Source organism: Kribbella sancticallisti (assembly GCF_039530625.1).
In the GTDB taxonomy this organism is placed as follows: Bacteria; Actinomycetota; Actinomycetes; order Propionibacteriales; family Kribbellaceae; genus Kribbella; species Kribbella sancticallisti.
Genome location: NZ_BAAAOS010000053.1, coordinates 163,196 through 179,204 on the forward strand (window position 1 = coordinate 163,196; position 16,009 = coordinate 179,204).

12 protein-coding genes are annotated in these 16,009 nt (G+C 69.2%); 1 reads left to right on the forward strand and 11 read right to left on the reverse strand.

All coding sequences use genetic code 11. From position 1 onward, the window contains the following. Nucleotides 1–30: 30 nt before the first annotated feature. Genes ABD255_RS33425 through ABD255_RS33475 form a run of 11 tightly spaced genes read right to left on the reverse strand, consistent with a single transcriptional unit; the run spans nt 31 to nt 15,582 of the window. Nucleotides 31–3,957 (reverse strand): family 78 glycoside hydrolase catalytic domain, encoded by a 3,927-nt coding sequence (locus ABD255_RS33425; protein WP_344220813.1) that lies wholly within the window; start codon nt 3,955–3,957, stop codon nt 31–33. Nucleotides 3,958–4,014: 57 nt separating this feature from the next. Further along, nucleotides 4,015–4,287, reverse strand: a complete 273-nt coding sequence (locus tag ABD255_RS33430) for a LuxR C-terminal-related transcriptional regulator (protein ID WP_344220814.1) — start codon at nt 4,285–4,287, stop codon at nt 4,015–4,017. Nucleotides 4,288–4,291: 4 nt separating this feature from the next. Continuing rightward, entirely contained in the window at nt 4,292–5,794 is a 1,503-nt protein-coding gene (locus ABD255_RS33435) for a rhamnulokinase (protein ID WP_344220815.1), read from the reverse strand. A 21-nt stretch (nt 5,795–5,815) separates the two neighbouring features. Then, nucleotides 5,816–7,270, reverse strand: a complete 1,455-nt coding sequence (locus ABD255_RS33440) for an L-fucose/L-arabinose isomerase family protein (protein ID WP_344220816.1) — start codon at nt 7,268–7,270, stop codon at nt 5,816–5,818. 11 nt (nt 7,271–7,281) lie between these two features. Further along, nucleotides 7,282–9,330, reverse strand: coding sequence for a bifunctional aldolase/short-chain dehydrogenase (locus ABD255_RS33445; protein WP_344220817.1), 2,049 nt, complete (start codon nt 9,328–9,330; stop codon nt 7,282–7,284). Further along, a complete protein-coding gene (rhaI, locus tag ABD255_RS33450; RefSeq protein WP_344220818.1) occupies nt 9,327–10,484 on the reverse strand; it encodes an L-rhamnose isomerase in 1,158 nt (385 codons plus the stop codon). Before rhaI ends, ABD255_RS33445 begins: the two co-directional genes overlap by 4 nt. A gap of 1 nt (nt 10,485) precedes the next feature. Continuing rightward, a complete protein-coding gene (locus ABD255_RS33455) occupies nt 10,486–10,836 on the reverse strand; it encodes an L-rhamnose mutarotase (RefSeq protein ID WP_344220819.1) in 351 nt (116 codons plus the stop codon). 23 nt (nt 10,837–10,859) lie between these two features. Beyond that, nucleotides 10,860–11,951, reverse strand: coding sequence for a rhamnose ABC transporter substrate-binding protein (gene rhaS / locus ABD255_RS33460; RefSeq protein ID WP_344220820.1), 1,092 nt, complete (start codon nt 11,949–11,951; stop codon nt 10,860–10,862). Nucleotides 11,952–11,970: 19 nt separating this feature from the next. Further along, on the reverse strand, nt 11,971–13,032 hold the full coding sequence (locus ABD255_RS33465; protein ID WP_344220821.1) for an ABC transporter permease: 1,062 nt from the start codon (nt 13,030–13,032) through the stop codon (nt 11,971–11,973). Continuing rightward, nucleotides 13,022–14,062, reverse strand: coding sequence for an ABC transporter permease (locus ABD255_RS33470; protein WP_344220822.1), 1,041 nt, complete (start codon nt 14,060–14,062; stop codon nt 13,022–13,024). The genes ABD255_RS33465 and ABD255_RS33470 overlap by 11 nt, the downstream gene beginning before the upstream one ends. Next, the gene (locus ABD255_RS33475) at nt 14,059–15,582 is read right to left on the reverse strand and encodes a sugar ABC transporter ATP-binding protein (protein ID WP_344220824.1); all 1,524 of its coding nucleotides are present in this window, start codon (nt 15,580–15,582) and stop codon (nt 14,059–14,061) included. Before ABD255_RS33475 ends, ABD255_RS33470 begins: the two co-directional genes overlap by 4 nt. A 204-nt stretch (nt 15,583–15,786) precedes the next feature. On the opposite strand from ABD255_RS33475, the gene ABD255_RS33480 reads away from it, so the two are divergent. Next, on the forward strand, nt 15,787–16,009 hold a 223-nt coding region (locus ABD255_RS33480), incomplete at its 3' end, for a hypothetical protein (RefSeq protein ID WP_344220825.1).

Sequence of the window (16,009 nt, forward strand, 5' to 3'; positions counted from 1 at the left end):
ACCCCCACCGTGTGGACCGCTAACCTCGGCTCACGGCACCGGCAACGACCAGACATCGGCCAGCGACGGGTCGTACCCGGCCGCCGTCGCGTTGTGCTGGATCCGCACCCGGACACTCGTCCCGGCCGGCGGATTTACGACGAACTGGTACGTCTCCAGTCCGGCGCCGGACTTGCTCATCACCCGGTGGTGAACGACCTTCCCGTCCACCAGCACCTCGTAGTCCTTCGTCTGGGACCGGTCGTACGTCTCCACCAGGCGCATCACGAACGGCTGGCCGGCCCGGACTCCCAGCGTGAACTCGAACCACGAGCCAGGCACGAACATCCCGGCATAGCGCCTGGTCCGGCCGCTCTCAGAGCCGGTGCCCGACGACGGAGCGGCCGTCACCGCGTGTGCCGACTCCGACGCGGCGTCACCTAGATCCACGTAGTCCATCGCGTTCGCCGGACTGAGCGACTGGGTCACGGTGAACCCGACCGGCGCCGACGCCAACTCTCCGCCCGCCTCCACGAACATCGCCGTGAACCCGACCGCCGCCGCATTACCAGCCACCGGTACTGCGACCCGCACGCTGACCGTAGTCTGTTCACCCGGAGCCAGTGTCACCGACTCCGACGGAGCAGGCGCGGCCCATCCGTCAGGCACGCCGACCTCGAGACGCCCGGTGACCGGGGAGCCCGAGCGGTTCCGGACCACGGCCGCCACGCTGGTCGCAGTACCGGGTTCTCCGGAGGCCGGGGTGGCGGCCGCGGAGGACAGGGCGATCGGTGGTGCTTCCATCGCGAACCGGTAGGTGCCAGAGGCAACAGTCATCGCAACCGTCGAGCCCTCGTCGACAACAGAGCTGACGTGGTCAGCCTGGGCCAGCGAGCTACCGCTCTCGGTGATCAGGTTGGGGTTGAGCGCCGGGAGCCGCACGGTCGCGGTGGTGTTGCCAGGGACGGTCACGGTCAGGCTGAGCCCGTCGTCACTCGTCTTCGCCCACTTGCTCGCAACCTTGCCGTACGGCGTCTGGTGGCTGAAGTCGGCCGAGGTGATGCCGTTGCCGGGCGTCGGCGCGATCAGCGACTTGCGATAGCCCGGCTCGGCCGCGGAGACCCCTGCGAGGGTGCGGTACATCCACTCGCCGACCGCGCCGTATGCGTAGTGGTTGAACGAGTTCATCCCCACGTCGTTGAAGGTGCCGTCGGGATTGATCGAATTCCACCGCTCCCAGATCGTCGTCGCGCCCTTGCCGATCTCATAGCCCCAGGACGGGTACGAGGTGTTCTGCAGCAATTGGTAGGCGAGGTCGGACCGGCCGATCTTGGTGAGGACGGGCAGCAGGCCGTCCACGCCGAGGAAGCCGGTCGACAGGTGGGTGTCACGCCGCAGGATGGTGTTCGCGAAGTGTTGGCCTGCGGCAACGATCTTGTCGGCCGGGACCAGGTCACTGGTGAAGGCGAGGATGTAGCCGGTCTGGCTGTCGGAGCCCACCTTGCCGTCGGCGGCGACGAAGCGCCCGATGAACGCGGCGCGCACGTCGTCGTACAGCTTCTGGTACTTCGCCGCGTCAGCGGTGTTGCCGATCGCCGCGGCCATCTGGCTGAGCTGCCGAGCACCCTTGGCGACGAACGACGTACCGATCAGCTCGCCGGGGGTCGGATCGTCCAGGTTCAGCCAGTCGCCGTAGTCGCCGCCCCCGCGGATGAAGCCGGACGAGTTCGCGGCCAGGTAGTCGACGTACCGGCGCATCGAGTCGTAGTGCTGCTGGATCACCGCGGTGTCGCCGTACGCCTGCCACAGCGTCCACGGCACGTTCACGCCCGCGTCGGCCCAGCCCGCGTTCCCGAGGCCGCCGTCGAACGAGTTCGGCACGGTCGGTGCGACGCTCGCGTACGCGCCGTTGGCTGCCTGGCTGTCGCGGAGATCCTGCAACCACTTGGTCAGGAACGCCTGGGAGTCGAGGTTGTAGACGGCCGTCCGGGCGAACACGTTGATGTCGCCGGTCCAGCCCATCCGCTCGTCGCGCGCCGGGGTGTCCGTCGGGATCGAGAGGAAGTTGCCGCGCTGCCCCCAGACGATGTTGCTGTGCAGCTTGTCGACCAGGGCCGAGTTGGTGCTGAACGTGCTCGTCTGGGCGCCGTCGCTGCCCATCACCACGCCGGTGATCGCGCTCGCCGGTGGTGCTGCCGGCAGGCCGCTCAGTTCGACGTACCGGAAGCCGTGGAAGGTGAAGCGCGGCCGATAGGTCTCGGTTTCGCGGGTGGCGAAGGTGTAGTAATCGGTGGCCTTCGCACTGCGGAGGTTGTCCGTGTAGAGCGTGCCGTCGGGGTTGAGCACCTCGCCGTACCGGATCTTGACCGTCTGACCGGGAGTGCCCGCGAGGGCGAGCTTGGCGACGCCGACCATGTTCTGGCCGAGGTCGTAGAGGTAGACGCCGGGCGTGGGTGACGGAATCGCCTTGGCGGCAAGCTGTTGTGTCACCCGAACGGGCTGATCCGCTTGGGGAACGAGCTTGGCAGTCGCACTCGGCCGGACCTGCACGGGCGACCAGTCGGTCGGAGTACGGCGTGCGTCGTAGCTCTCGCCGTTGAGCAAATCAGCAACCCGTACTGCGCCGGGCGCCGTCTGCCAGCTGGAGTCGGTGGCGAAGACGTCGGTGGTTCCGTCGTTGTAGGTGACACGGAGTTGCGCCGTGACCGAGGTGTCCGTGCCGTACTTGTTCGGACCGAACATCGCCAGGTTGCCCGCGAACCAGCCGGTGGACACCTCCGCCCCGAGGGTGTTCGTGCCCTGGGTGACCAGCGAGGTGACGTCGTAGGACTGCGACTGGATCCGGTGCGCGTAGTCGGTCCAGCCCGGCGCGAGCTCGTGGTCGCCGACCTTCTTGCCGTTGAGGCTGAGCTCGTACACGCCCTGCGCGGCAGCGTGCATCCGAGCCTTGACGATCTTCTTGGTCCTGGTCGTCACCGTCTTGCGGAAGACCGGGAGCGCCTTGCCGGGGAGCCAGAGATCGGTGTTGCCCTTCACCTGGAGGCCGCCGGTGGGACGGACCGTGCCGTCGGGGAAGGTTTGGTCGCCGGCCGGGAAGGCGGTGTCGACGAGGGTCTGGTTGTCGGCGCTCGTGACCTTGAGGCTGTGGACGACGCCTTCCTCGACTCCGTTGGTGCGGAAGCCGACGAGTCCGGGCGCGTTGTGGTCGGAGCGGGTCCGGCTGTCGACCTGCGTGCCGTCGATCCAGGTGGTGATGGTCTGGCCGGCGATCGTGATGCGCAGGTGATGGCGCTGCTTGAGGTTGACGGTGAGCGGGATCTCGCCGAGGAGGGTGTAGCCGCCGCCGGCCTGCCGGACGTGTGGTCTGAGGAGCGGGCGGCTGTCCGTGACCTGGTTGAGCTGCCACATGTAGCCGAGCCCACCGCGACCGCGGAAGAAGACGCCGAGCGCTTCCTTGGTGACGGTGAGGTCGGCGTCGACCGTGTAGTCGGTCCACTCCGCGCCGGACTGGTTGTCCGCGCCGATCCAGTCACCCCGCCAGTCTTCAGGCTGCAGTTGCGCTGTCTCGAAGGTGGCGATCTGGGACCAGGCGGACGCAGTACCGGTGTCGTCCCAGACGCGGACCTTCCAGAAGTACTGGGTGTACGGCGTGAGCGCGGGTCCGCCGTACGGGATGTCGACGGAGCGGTCCGAGCGCACGGCACCGCTGTTCCAGACGTCGGCCTTGCCGGTCTTGGCCGCGGAGGTGCCGACATGGATCTCGTACTGCGTCTGGCTGGTGCCGCGCCGGCTGCCATCGATCTGCCAGCTCAGCCTGGGCGTGCCGGGAGCGATGCCGAGGGGGTTGGTGAGGCTGTTCGTCCTGAGGTTGGTCGGCTGCGGACTGGCAGGTCTGGGCGGCGCCGCGGTCGCGGGCAGGAGCGGAGTCAGCAGGAACACGGCTGCTAGTAGGCATGCGAAACGGAGGCGAAGGGACATCAAGTACTCCTCACAGAGACGGGCGGATCTGCAGGGGGAGCTAAAGGTGCGGGGTGTTTACAGGAGGCCGCGGCGGGCCGCCCAGACGATGGCTTCTACTGCGGTACCGAAGCCGAGACGGTCGCAGGCGGCTCGGGTACGGCGGCGGACGGTGCGCTCGGACAGGTCCAGCCGGCGGGCGACAGAGTCCACCGGCAGTCCGGTCGCCAGCAGCCGGAGCAACTGCAGGTCGTCATGGCTGATCTCGCGGTGCACCCCGCGCCCGGCGAGTGGACCGCTGCGGAGCGGGACAGCTTCGCGGTGAAGGGTTTCGTTGTGGAGGACGGTCATCAGATCACCTTGTTCCGAACACCCGGGACTCGGCGGCGTCCCAGTCGGCCGGTTTGCCCTGCGGGTGGTAGGCCCGCAGTTCGTGGGTCGCGCGGACCAGTGCGCGCATCGCGGTCAGATCGGGCAGTGGCTCACCCAGTGCTCGTGCCTGAACCAGCACGTTCCCGAGTGCGGAAGCCTCGACCGGCCCCGCGAGTACGGGCAGTCCACAGGCATCGGCGGTGAGCTGGCAGAGCAACTCGTTCTGCGAGCCGCCGCCGATCACGTGCACGACCTCGACTTCCCGACCGGCCACAGCCTGCCCGAGCCGCAGCGTCCGGCGGTACGCCAGTGCGAGGCTCTCCAGCACGCACCGGACCAGTGCTGCCCGCGTCCGCGGCGGCTCCTGCCCGGACTTGGCGCAGAACTCCTCCACCCGCCGTGGCATGTTGCCAGGGGCAAGGAAACTCGGATCGTCCGGATCGATCAGTACGGCGAACGCCGGTGCGTCGGCTGCTTCTCGCAACAGGCCGGCCAGATCGCCGGTCCCCCAGACCCGCAAGCACTCCTGCAGGATCCACAGCCCCATCACGTTCTTCAGGAACCTGGTCCGGCCGTCGACGCCACCCTCGTTGGTGAAGTTCGCCTGCTGCGCCTCGCCGCTGAGCACCGGCTCGTCGAGCTCCAACCCGACCAGCGACCAGGTCCCCGACGAGATGTACGCGAACCGGTCCCCCTCCGTCGCGGGCACGGCCACCACCGACGACGCGGTGTCGTGCGACCCGACGGCGATCACGGGTGTCGTCGGCTCCAGCCCGGTCTCCTCGGCAACCGCCTGCAGCAACGGCCCGATCACCTGCCCGGCTTCCCTGATCTCCGGCAACAACCCAGCCGGTACTCCGATGCGCTGGGCGAGCGTGTCACTCCACCCCCGCGCCCGTACGTCGTACAGCTGGGTGGTCGACGCGTTCGTCGCCTCGGCACCGGGTTGGCCCGTCAGCCAGTAGCTCAGCAGGTCCGGGATCATCAGCAGCATTTCCGCCTGCTCGAGCCGGTCCTCAGCCGCCAACTGGTAGATCGTGTTGAACGGCAACTGCTGCAGCCCGGTGACCGCGTACAGCTCATCCGCCGAGACCTTTTGCAGCACCCGCTCCATCACACCGTCGGTGCGGGCGTCCCGATAGTGCACCGGATTCCCCAGCAGCTTCCCGCGACCGTCGAGCAGGCCGTAGTCGACCGCCCACGAGTCGATCCCGATCCCCTGCAACCCCCGCTCACCGCCCGCCGCGCCGGCACCGCCCGCGCTCGCTTCTCGAGCACCGCTCTCCAGCGCTCCCGCCTTGCGGAGTCCGACGAGGATCTCGCGGTACAGCGCGAGGATGTCCCAGTGCAGGGTGTCCCCGACCTGGACCGGGCCGTTCCAGAAGCGGTGGACCTCGGTGAGCTCCAGCTGACCTGGGCCGACGCGGCCGAGCATCACCCGGCCGCTCGAAGCGCCCAGGTCTACCGCGGCCAGTCTGAGGGTCACCGGTGTCTCCTCGTCTCGCGCTCAGACGACCCGAAGGTCGAGGTGGAGAAGGTCGGCCACGGCTTTCAGCTCGGCGACCCGGTGGCCGGTGCCGAGCGCCCAGTGGTGGGCCACTCCCGAGCCGGACCACTCGTCGGTCCACTCGCCGGGGTCACGGCCGAAGTCGACGCGCGACGTGGTGTTGCCGATCTGGAGCAGCGGGCCGGGAACGACCTTGCCCTCGGACGCGATCAGCCGGAACGACCCGTCCCGCAACTGCCCGAGCCCCAGCGCGGTGACCGGTCCCTGCTTCACGTCGAACTCGACCGAGACACCCCAGCCACGCTTGCCGTGGTACACCCCGAGCCCACGCAGCAACGGCTTGCGTGCGCTGATCGTCAGGTGCGCAGGCCCGTCGTGTCCCATCTCGACGACGTCGTCGTGGAAGTTCAGCGCCTGCAGTTCGGTGAACGAACCACCCGCGCCGAGCTTGTCCATCACCAGCATCGCCAGCGAGGTGCGCAGCTCGTACTCACCCGCGGCCGGCACACCTCTTGCCGTCAGCAACGAGGCGCCGAGGATCATCCCGGCCGCGACGCGTTCGTGCGTCTCGCCATCCAGGCCGCGGTGGTAGTAGGCCAGGGTGTCCAGCTGGAAATCCTCGACCAGCCGGTCCAGCGCGACCGAGACGGTGGCACCCCAGCGGAAGTCGTCCTCGACCACCGAGTCGTCCAGGGTGAAGATCTCCCGGGCGATCTTCATCCGCTCCGAGGTCTCGGCCTCGGTGACCTTTTCGACCCGGACCCGCAGGTCGTCGATCTCCAGGATCTCGACATGCCCACCGAGCTGCGCGGAGACCAGCGTCGGGTCGGTGATCACGTCCATCATGCCGGGATAGAGATGCCCGAGCAGGCCGTGCCGTCCGTGCCGGAGGGCGGCCCGAACTCCCGCGGCCTTCAGCCACCGCTCGATCCGGGCCCACGCCCGCTCGTCCTCGACGTACCCGGAGACTGAACGGAAGTCGATGCCGCAGCGCTCGAAGGCGTTCGCCATCTCGGGCAGCGGGCAGGCGCCGCAGTACGCGAGCCAGGCGCCGGTGTCGAACGACGCGTGGTCCATCGACTCGGTCGGCTGCAGGTTGAGCAGGAGCACGGGTGCACCGCTGCGCTGAGCGACCGGGACGAGCATCGACGCGGTCATGTAGGTGGTCAGGAAGCCGACGATCAGGTCGCAGTCGGCCAGCCTGAGCTTCTCGGCGGCCGCGGCGCCCTCCTGCGCGTCGGAGATGAAGCCGACGTCGATCACCTCGCAGTCGAGCTCCGAGAACCGCTCGGAGACCCGCCGGGCCGAGGCCTGCAGCTGAGGCAGCAACTCGGGGAACTGTGGCCAGTACGCCCCCAGGCCGCCCGCGACCAGGCCGATCCGGGTCTTCCGCGGCTCGACCCACGGCAGCAGGCCGTTCCCGTCGACGGAACGACTCGGGTCAGTGCTCCACATGACGATGCTCCTCAGCGCAGGAAGGCGGCGGCGACGCCGGCGTCGACGGGTACGTGCAGGCCGGTGGTGTGCGACAGGTCCCCGGCGGCCAGCGCGAAGACGGCCGCGGCGACGTGCTCGGGCAGTACCTCGCGCTTGAGCAGCGTCCGCTGCGCGTAGAAGGCGCCCAGCTCCGACTCCGGTACGCCGTACACCGCGGCGCGCTGGGCGCCCCAGCCCTTGGCGAAGATGCCGGAACCACGGACGACGCCGTCGGGGTTCACCCCGTTCACCCGGATGCCGAACTCGCCGAGCTCGGCCGCGAGCAGCCGGACCTGGTGCGCCTGGTCCGCCTTGGCGGCGCCGTACGCGACGTTGTTCGGGCCGGCGAAGACCGCGTTCTTGCTGGAGATGTAGACGATGTCGCCGCCGATGGCCTGGTCGATCAGGACCTTCGCGGCCGCGCGGGAGACGAGGAACGAGCCCTTCGCCATCACGTCGTGCTGCAGGTCCCAGTCCTTCTCGGTGGTCTCCAGCAGCGGCTTCGAGATCGACAGGCCGGCGTTGTTGACGACGAGGTCGACGCCGCCGAAGGCCAGCACCGCCTCCTGCATCGCCTTGTCGACAGCGGCGCCGTCCGACACGTCCGCGCCGACGGCCACCGCCTGGTCCGCGGTACCGATCTCCTTGGCGACGGCTTCGGCCGCGGCCAGGTCGAGGTCGGCGACGACAACGCAGGCGCCCTCGGCGGCCAGTCGCTGCGCGATCGCCTTGCCGATGCCCGAGCCGCCACCCGTGACGAACGCGACCCGGGTGGCGAGCGGCTTCGGCTTGGGCATCCGCTGCAGCTTGGCCTCCTCGAGCGCCCAGTACTCGATCCGGAACTTCTCGCTCTCGTCGATCGGCGCGTACGTCGAGACGGCCTCGGCGCCGCGCATCACGTTGATCGCGTTGACGTAGAACTCACCGGCGACCCGGGCGGTCTGCTTGTCCTTGCCGAAGCTGAACATGCCGACGCCGGGCACGAGCACGATCGCGGGATCGGCACCGCGCATCGGCGGGCTGTCAGGCGCCGCGTGCCGGTCGTAGTAGGCCGCGTAGTCCTCGCGGTACTGCAGGTGAAGCTCCCGCAGCCTCGTGGAGGCCTCCTCCACGGAGGCGGTGGCCGGCAGGTCCAGCACGAGCGGGCGCACCTTGGTCCGCAGGAAGTGGTCCGGGCAGGACGTGCCCAGCGCGGCCAACTCCGCCAGCCGCTCTCGCGCCGTGAACTCCAGCACGACGTCAGAGTCGTTGAAGTGCCCGACCTGCGGGTTGTCCGTCGAGGCCAGCCCACGGATCACCGGCGCCAACGCGGCAGCCCGCTGCCTGCGCTCACCCGGCGGAAGCGCCTCGAACCCCGGTACTACGCCCCCGAACGGCTCGGCCTTACCGCGGTCGGCCAGGAAGGCTTCCGCCGTCCGGATGATGTCGAGGGAGTTCGCCTCGCACTCGGCGGACGTGTCACCCCAGGCGGTGATGCCATGGCCACCGAGGATCACGCCGATCGCCTGCGGGTTGTCCTTCTTCACCTGGGCGATGTCCAGGCCGAGCTGGAATCCGGGCCGCCGCCACGGCACCCAGACCACGCGGTCGCCGAAGCACTCCGCGGTCAGCTTCTCGCCGTCGGCCGCCGTGGCCAGCGCGATCCCCGAGTCGGGGTGCAAGTGGTCCACATGCGGCGAGTCCACCAGGCCGTGCATGGCAGTGTCGATCGAGGGCGCGGCGCCACCCTTGCCGTGCAGGCAGTAGTCGAACGCGGCGACCATCTCGTCCTCGCGATCCACCCCGGGGTAGACCTCGACGAGCGCGTTCAGCCGGTCCTGGCGCAGTACGGCCAGGCCCGCGGTGGTGAGCGTGCCGAGGTCACCGCCGGAGCCCTTCACCCAGACGAGCTCGACGGGCTGCTGGGTCACCGGGTCGGTGGCCGTGCCCTTGGCGGAGGTGTTGCCGCCGGCGTAGTTGGTGTTCCGCGGGTCGGCGCCCAGTCTGTTGCTTCGCGCAACAAGCTCGGCCGCGACGTCCGGGGTTTCGGTCACTGTCATGCTCCCCATCCGGCCTGCTGGCCGTCGGCTCGGTCCTTGCTGATCTGCTCGAAGTAGCCGCTGCGGTGATACGCGGCGACCGGGTCCCGGTCGAGGCCCTGGCTCTCCCGGAGGTCGGCGAGCAGCGGCCGGACGTCGGTGTTGAAGGCGTCCATCAGCGCGGCGTTCGCGGCCAGCACGTCACCGTCCTGCTGGGCCTTGCGCAGCGCGTCGCGATCCACCAGCAGGGCCTTCGCGGTGGCCTCCTGGACGTTCATCACCGAGCGGATGATGGCCGGGATCTTCGCCTCGATGTTGTGGCACTGGTCGAGCATGAAGGCGATCCCGCGGTCCGGGTCGAGGGCGTCGCCGCGGACGATCTCGTTCATGATCCGGAACAGCTGGAACGGGTCCGCGGCACCGACCATCAGGTCGTCGTCGGCGTAGAACCGGCTGTTGAAGTCGAACGCGCCGAGCTTCCCGGCCCGGAGCAGGAACGCGACGATGAACTCGATGTTCGTGCCCGGCGCGTGGTGCCCGGTGTCGATACAGACGGTCGCCTTCGGCCCGAGCTCCAGGCAGTGCGCGTACGACGTACCCCAGTCCGGCACGTCCGTCGCATAGAAGGCCGGCTCGAACAGCTTGTACTCCAGCAGCATCCGCTGGTCCTCGCCGAGCCGGTCGTACACCTCCTTGAGCGCCACCGCGAGCCGGTCCTGCCGATCCCACAGGTCGTCCTGGCCCGGGTAGTTTGTACCGTCGGAGAACCACAGCTTCAGGTCCCGCGAGCCGGTGGCGTCCATGATGTCGACGCACTCGAGCAGGTGGTCGGTGGCCTTGCGCCGGACCCGCGGGTCCGGGTTGGTGACGCTGCCGAGCTTGTAGTCGTCGTCCTGGAAGACGTTGCTGTTGATCGCCCCCAGCCGGACGCCCTGCTCCTTGGCGTAGGCGGCCAGTTCGGCGTAGTCGTCGACCTTGTCCCACGGGATGTGCAGCGCGACGCTCGGCGCGACTCCCGTGTACCGGTGGACGACGGCCGCGTCGGCGATCTTCTCCTGCGGCGAACGCGGCACGCCCGGCTGGCTGAACACCTTGAACCGGGTGCCCGAGTTCCCGAACGCCCACGAGGGCAGCTCGATCTCCTGGCGGCTCAGTGCATCGGTCACGCTGGTCATATCAGTCCTCGGCCTTCGGGGTCAGGTGGAAGATCTCGGGCAGCAGCACGAACGACTCGTCCGGCGGCCGGCCTTCGTCGGTGCCGTCTTCTTGGCGACTGAAGAACTCCGTCATCTCGGCCTGCCAGCGGCTGTTCACCTCGGTCGCCGCCATCGCCTTCTGCGCCGCCTCCAGGTCGTCGGCCTCGACGTAGCCGATCAGCAGGCCGTCGTCGCGGAGGAAGAGCGAGTAGTTGTGCCAGCCGGAGTCCCGCAGCGCGGCTTGCATGTCCGGCCACACGTCACGGTGGCGCTCGACGTACTCGTCCAGCCGGTCCGGCTTGACCTGGAGGCAGAAACAGTAGCGATTCACGAGATCCCCAACCCGAGTGTGGCTCAGAAGTCGAACTGGTCGATGTTGGCGGCGGTGAACTCGGTCGGCGGGCCGAGTACGATCTCGCCGGCGGCACCGACCGTGTACTCGCCGAGCTTTCCGGCCTTGAACTTCTCGCCCTCGGCGCCGGTGATCTGCCCGGACTTGAGCGCGGCACCGGCGTACGCGGCGAGGTAGCCGATGTCGGCCGGGTTCCACAGGGCGAACTTCTTCACCGTGCCGTCCTTGACGTACTGGCGCATCTGGTTCGGCAGGCCGAGCCCGGTGATCGCCACCTTGCCCTTGTAGCTGGAGGCACTGACATACCGCGAGGCGGCGGCGATGCCGACCGTCGTCGGCGACACGATCACCTTCAGGTTCGGGTAGGACTGCAGCAGGCCCTGCGCCTCGGTGAACGACTTCTGGTCGTCGTCGTTGCCGTAGGCGATCTTGACCAGCTTGAGCTTGGCGTTCTCCGGCTTGGCCAGCTCGGTCTTCATCACCGCGATCCAGGAGTTCTGGTTGGTCGCGTTCGGGGTGGCGGACAGGACGGCGATCTCACCAGAACCACCGGCCAGCTCGCTGGCCATCTTCACCAGGCTCTCGCCGATGCCCTGCGTGGTGGCCTGGTTGATGAAGGCGTCCCGGCAGTCCTTGGAGGCGTCGGAGTCGAACGCGACCACCTTGATGCCGGCCTTGCGGGCCTGGTTCAGCGACGGGCAGACCGCGTTCGGGTCATTCGCCGCGACCGCGATCACGTCCTGCTGCTGCTGGATCAGCGTGTTGATGTAGCTGACCTGGGAGGACGCGCTTGCGTCGTTCGGCCCGACCAGCTTGTATTCGCCCTTGACCTCGCCGACCGCGACCTTGCCGCCGCCGACCTCGACGTCGGTGTAGGGGTTGTTCAACTGCTTGGGCAGGAAGGCGATCTTCAGGCCCTCCTTCAGCGGCGCGTTCGGATCCGCGGCCGCGGAACTGCCGGCCGACGGTGCCCCGGCGTTGTTGTTCGCCGTGTCCGACTTGGTCGTGCCGCCGCCACAGGCGGTCAGAGCCAGCGACATAACGGCCACCGACGACAGCGGCACCGCCAGGCGGCGGGAGATACGGAACGACATGAGATGTCCTTTCTTGGCCTTACCGGGGACCGGTTCGGTGCCGGCGCCGCTGCAGCGACCCGCGGACGGCGTTGGCGAGATTGGGAGCCAGCACGGAGACGATCAGCAGTACGCCGGTGACGACGTTGAGCGCCTCGTTCGAAACATCGGACAGCCGCAGAGCGTTCTGCAGCGAGGCCAGCAGGACCACACCGGCGATGACACCGGGCAAGGCACCCTTGCCGCCGAAAATCGAGACACCGCCGAGCAGGACGGCGGCGACCACCGCCAGTTCGAGCCCGGCGCCGTTGTCCGCCCGGGCGCTGGAATACCGCAGGGTCCAGAGCACCCCGGCCAGACCCGCCACCAGACCGCTCACGACGTACAGCCAGAACTTCAGCCGGCCCGGGCGGACGCCGGCGAACCGCGCCGCCTGCTCGCTCGCGCCGACCGCGAACACCGCGCGCCCGATCGGCGTCGCGTGCAGCACCACCCCGAACACGACGGCGAGCACGACGATGATCAGCAGCACGTTCGGGATCGGAGTACCGCCGATCTTGCCGGTCACCCAGTCGGTGTAGAGCGCCGGGAAGTCCGCGACCGCGCCATCACCGAGGACGACGAACGCGAGGCCGCGGTAAAGCGCCAGCGTGCCGATCGTGACGGCCAGCGACGGCAGGCCGAGCACGGTGACGAAGAAGCCGTTGATCGCGCCCAGGACGGCACCGAGCAGCAGGCAGACCGGGATGATCGTCTCGATCGGCTGGTTGTTGTTCCACAGGTAGCCCATCACCGCGCTGGTCAGGCCGAGCGTGCTCGCCACCGACAGGTCGATCTCGCCGGTGACGATCACCAGCGTCATCGGCAGCGCGACCAGGGCGATCGGCAGCAGGTCGAGGACCAGGAAGCCGAAGTTCTGCGAGGTGCCGAAGTTGTCGACGGTGGCCGCGGCGACGATCAGCACCACGACCGTCACGGCAATGATGGCCGTGGTCCAGTTCCCGAGCCACCCGGCGACCCCGGCCGAGGCGGAGCTCCCGCCGTTGACCCCGCCGCCGGAGGCGGGGCTCTGGCCGGGGACGACGCTGGTGTCAGCTGACATGGGAAGCCCCCTCCTGTTCATGGCGCCGTTTCAAAGACGCCGCTACCCGGGCGGCGACCAGCCGGTCGGCACCGATCGCGAGCAGGATCAGCCCGCCGACGATCGCCTGCTGCCAGAACTGGTTGATCTCCAGCACCGCGAGCGAACTGCCGATGGTGGTCAGCAGCAACGCGCCGAGCGCGGCGCCCCAGACCGAGCCGCTGCCACCGAAGACGGCGACCCCGCCGACCACGACCGCGGCCACCACGTTCAGCTCGTACCCCGTCCCGGCGGCCGCGTCGATCGTGCCGAACCGGGCTGCGAACAGCACTCCGGCCAGGCCCGCGAGCGCGCCACTCACCGCGAAGGCGCCGATCGTGCGCCGCCCGACCGAGATGCCGGCCAGCTTCGCCGCCTGCGGACTCGAGCCCATCGCGTACAGCTCGCGGCCGACCCGGTAGTTCCGCAGTACGACGCCGGTGACGACCAGGACGAGCAGCGCGATCAGTACGAGGTACGGGATGCCGAGCAGGGTCGCGTTGCCGAAGTCGAGGAATCCGCCGGGCAACTCGTCGGCGTTGATCTGCTGGCCGCCGGCCCAGAAGTAGGTGATGCCGCGGACGACGTACAGCGTGCCGAGCGTGACCACCAGCGCCGGGACGTTCCCGTACCGGACCAGGACTCCGTTGACACCACCACAGACCCCGCCGACGGCGGCACCGGCCAGCAGGGCCACGACGACCGGCAGGCCAGGATTGTCCCGCAGCAGCGTGCCGACGGTGAAGGCGCTCAGGCCGAGCACGGAACCCACCGACAGGTCGATGTTGCGGGTGATGACCACCACGGCCTGGCCGACCGCCAGAACGGCCAGGATCGCGGTGCCGAGCAGGATGTCGCGGATGCTCTGGCCGGACAGGAAACGCGGGTTCGAGATCGCGGTCACCGCGACGAGCAGCGCGAGCGCCAGCACGATGCCCAGCTCGCGGGCCCGCAGGACCAGGTCGAGCGAGGACCTCCGCGTGGTCACCCCGGGCAGTCCGACGGCCGTCATACCGAGGCCTCCTGACCCATCGCGGCGAACATCACCGATTCCTCGGTGGCCTTCTCCCGGTCGAGCTCGGCGACCAGCCGGCCCTCCCGCATGACCAGCACGCGGTCGGCCATCCCGAGCACCTCGGGCAGCTCCGACGAGACCATCAGCACTGCCACCCCTTCCGCCGCCAGGCTCGACATCAGCCGGTGCACCTCGGCCTTGGTGCCGACATCGATGCCCCGGGTGGGCTCGTCGACGATCAGCAGCTTCGGCGCCATCGACAGCCACTTGGCCAGCACGACCTTCTGCTGGTTGCCGCCGGACAGCGTGCCCACCTCGTCCTGCAGCCGGCCGTACTTCGTCTTCAGCCGCTGCGTCCACTCCTTGGCCGAGCGGCGCTCGTTGCCGCCGGTCAGGAAGCCGAGCTGCGAGAGCGCGCGGGACCTGGGCAGGGTCACGTTGCGCTCGATCGACAGCTCCATCACCAGGCCCTGCTGCCGGCGGTCCTCCGGAACGAGTGCGACTCCCGCGGCCATCGCGGCGCGCGGCGAGCCGGGCTTCAGCGTCCTGCCGCCGACCTTGACCGTGCCGGAGTCGCGCGGGTCGACGCCGAAGATCGACTGCACCACCTCGGACCGGCCGGAGCCGACCAAGCCGGCCAGCGCGACGATCTCGCCGGCGCGGACCTCGAAGGAGATGTCGGTGAAGGACGGATCCCGATTCAGCCCGGCCACGCTCAGCACCACGGCGCCCGGCGTGACGTCCAGCTTGGGGAACAGCGCACCGAGGTCGCGGCCGACCATCCGGCGGACCATCTCGTCGACGGTGACGTCGCTGACCAGGTCGGTGGAGACGTGCTTGCCGTCGCGCATGATCGTCACCCGCTGGCACAGCGCGGTGATCTCCTCGAACCGGTGCGAGATGAAGACCAGCGCCGCACCGTCGTCCCGCAGCGACCGGGCCACCGCGAACAACCGCTCGACCTCGACCCCGGTGAGTGCCGCGGTCGGCTCGTCCATCACGACCACGCGCGCGTCCGCGGACAGCGCCTTGGCGATCTCCACCAACTGCTGGTCGGCGATCGACAGACCCCGGGCCGGACGGTTCGGCTCGATCGACACGCCGAGCCGGCTGAACAGTTGCTGGGCCTCGCGGATCATCGCCGTCCGGTCGATGGTTTTGAAACGACCCAGTGGCTGCCGGCCCATCGCGATGTTCTCCGCGACGGACAGGTCGGGGAACAGCGTCGGCTCCTGGTAGATCACCGCGATCCCGGCCGCCTTCGCGTCGGCCGGAGTACCCAGCTCGACCGGGGTGCCGTCGAGCTCGATCGTGCCGGCGTCCGGGCGGTGCACGCCCGCCAGCATCTTCACGATGGTGGACTTGCCCGCGCCGTTCTCGCCGACCAGCGCGTGCGCCTCGCCGCCGTACAGGTCGAAGGAGACGTTCTGCACGGCCGCGACGGCGCCGAAGGATTTCGACACCTCGCGCACCGACAAAATGGGAGCCTCGCCCGGCATGTCCACCTCCGCCTTCATCGGGTCACCGTCTCGGGTTGGTCCGGCAGGCCGGATCGTTGATTGCTGAAAGGTTTCAAGAAGATTGCACGAACGTAAGGGTGGCCACATCCGGTCGTCAAGTGCTCGTTCCGATTCCGGTGGGAAACCTCTGGAGGACACTGAGGATTTCCACAGGCAACGGGTACGCTTCGTCAGCTATCACGTTTCAACCGGGGAGGCCGCGTGACACCGAGTGGCGCAGCGGACCGGGCCCGCCGCCCGGCGGACCCGCCGACGCCCACGCCCGCACGCTCAAGCCGCAAGGCCCCGCTGACCGGGCGGACCGGGCGCGGCGCGGACGCGGCGAAGGCGGACGTGGAGCCCGGCGCTGGGCTGCCCCGACGCAAAGCAGATCCCGCCGCGCGGGCCGGGCGGGGTGAGGCGGCAGCCGCGCGGGCCGCGAAGC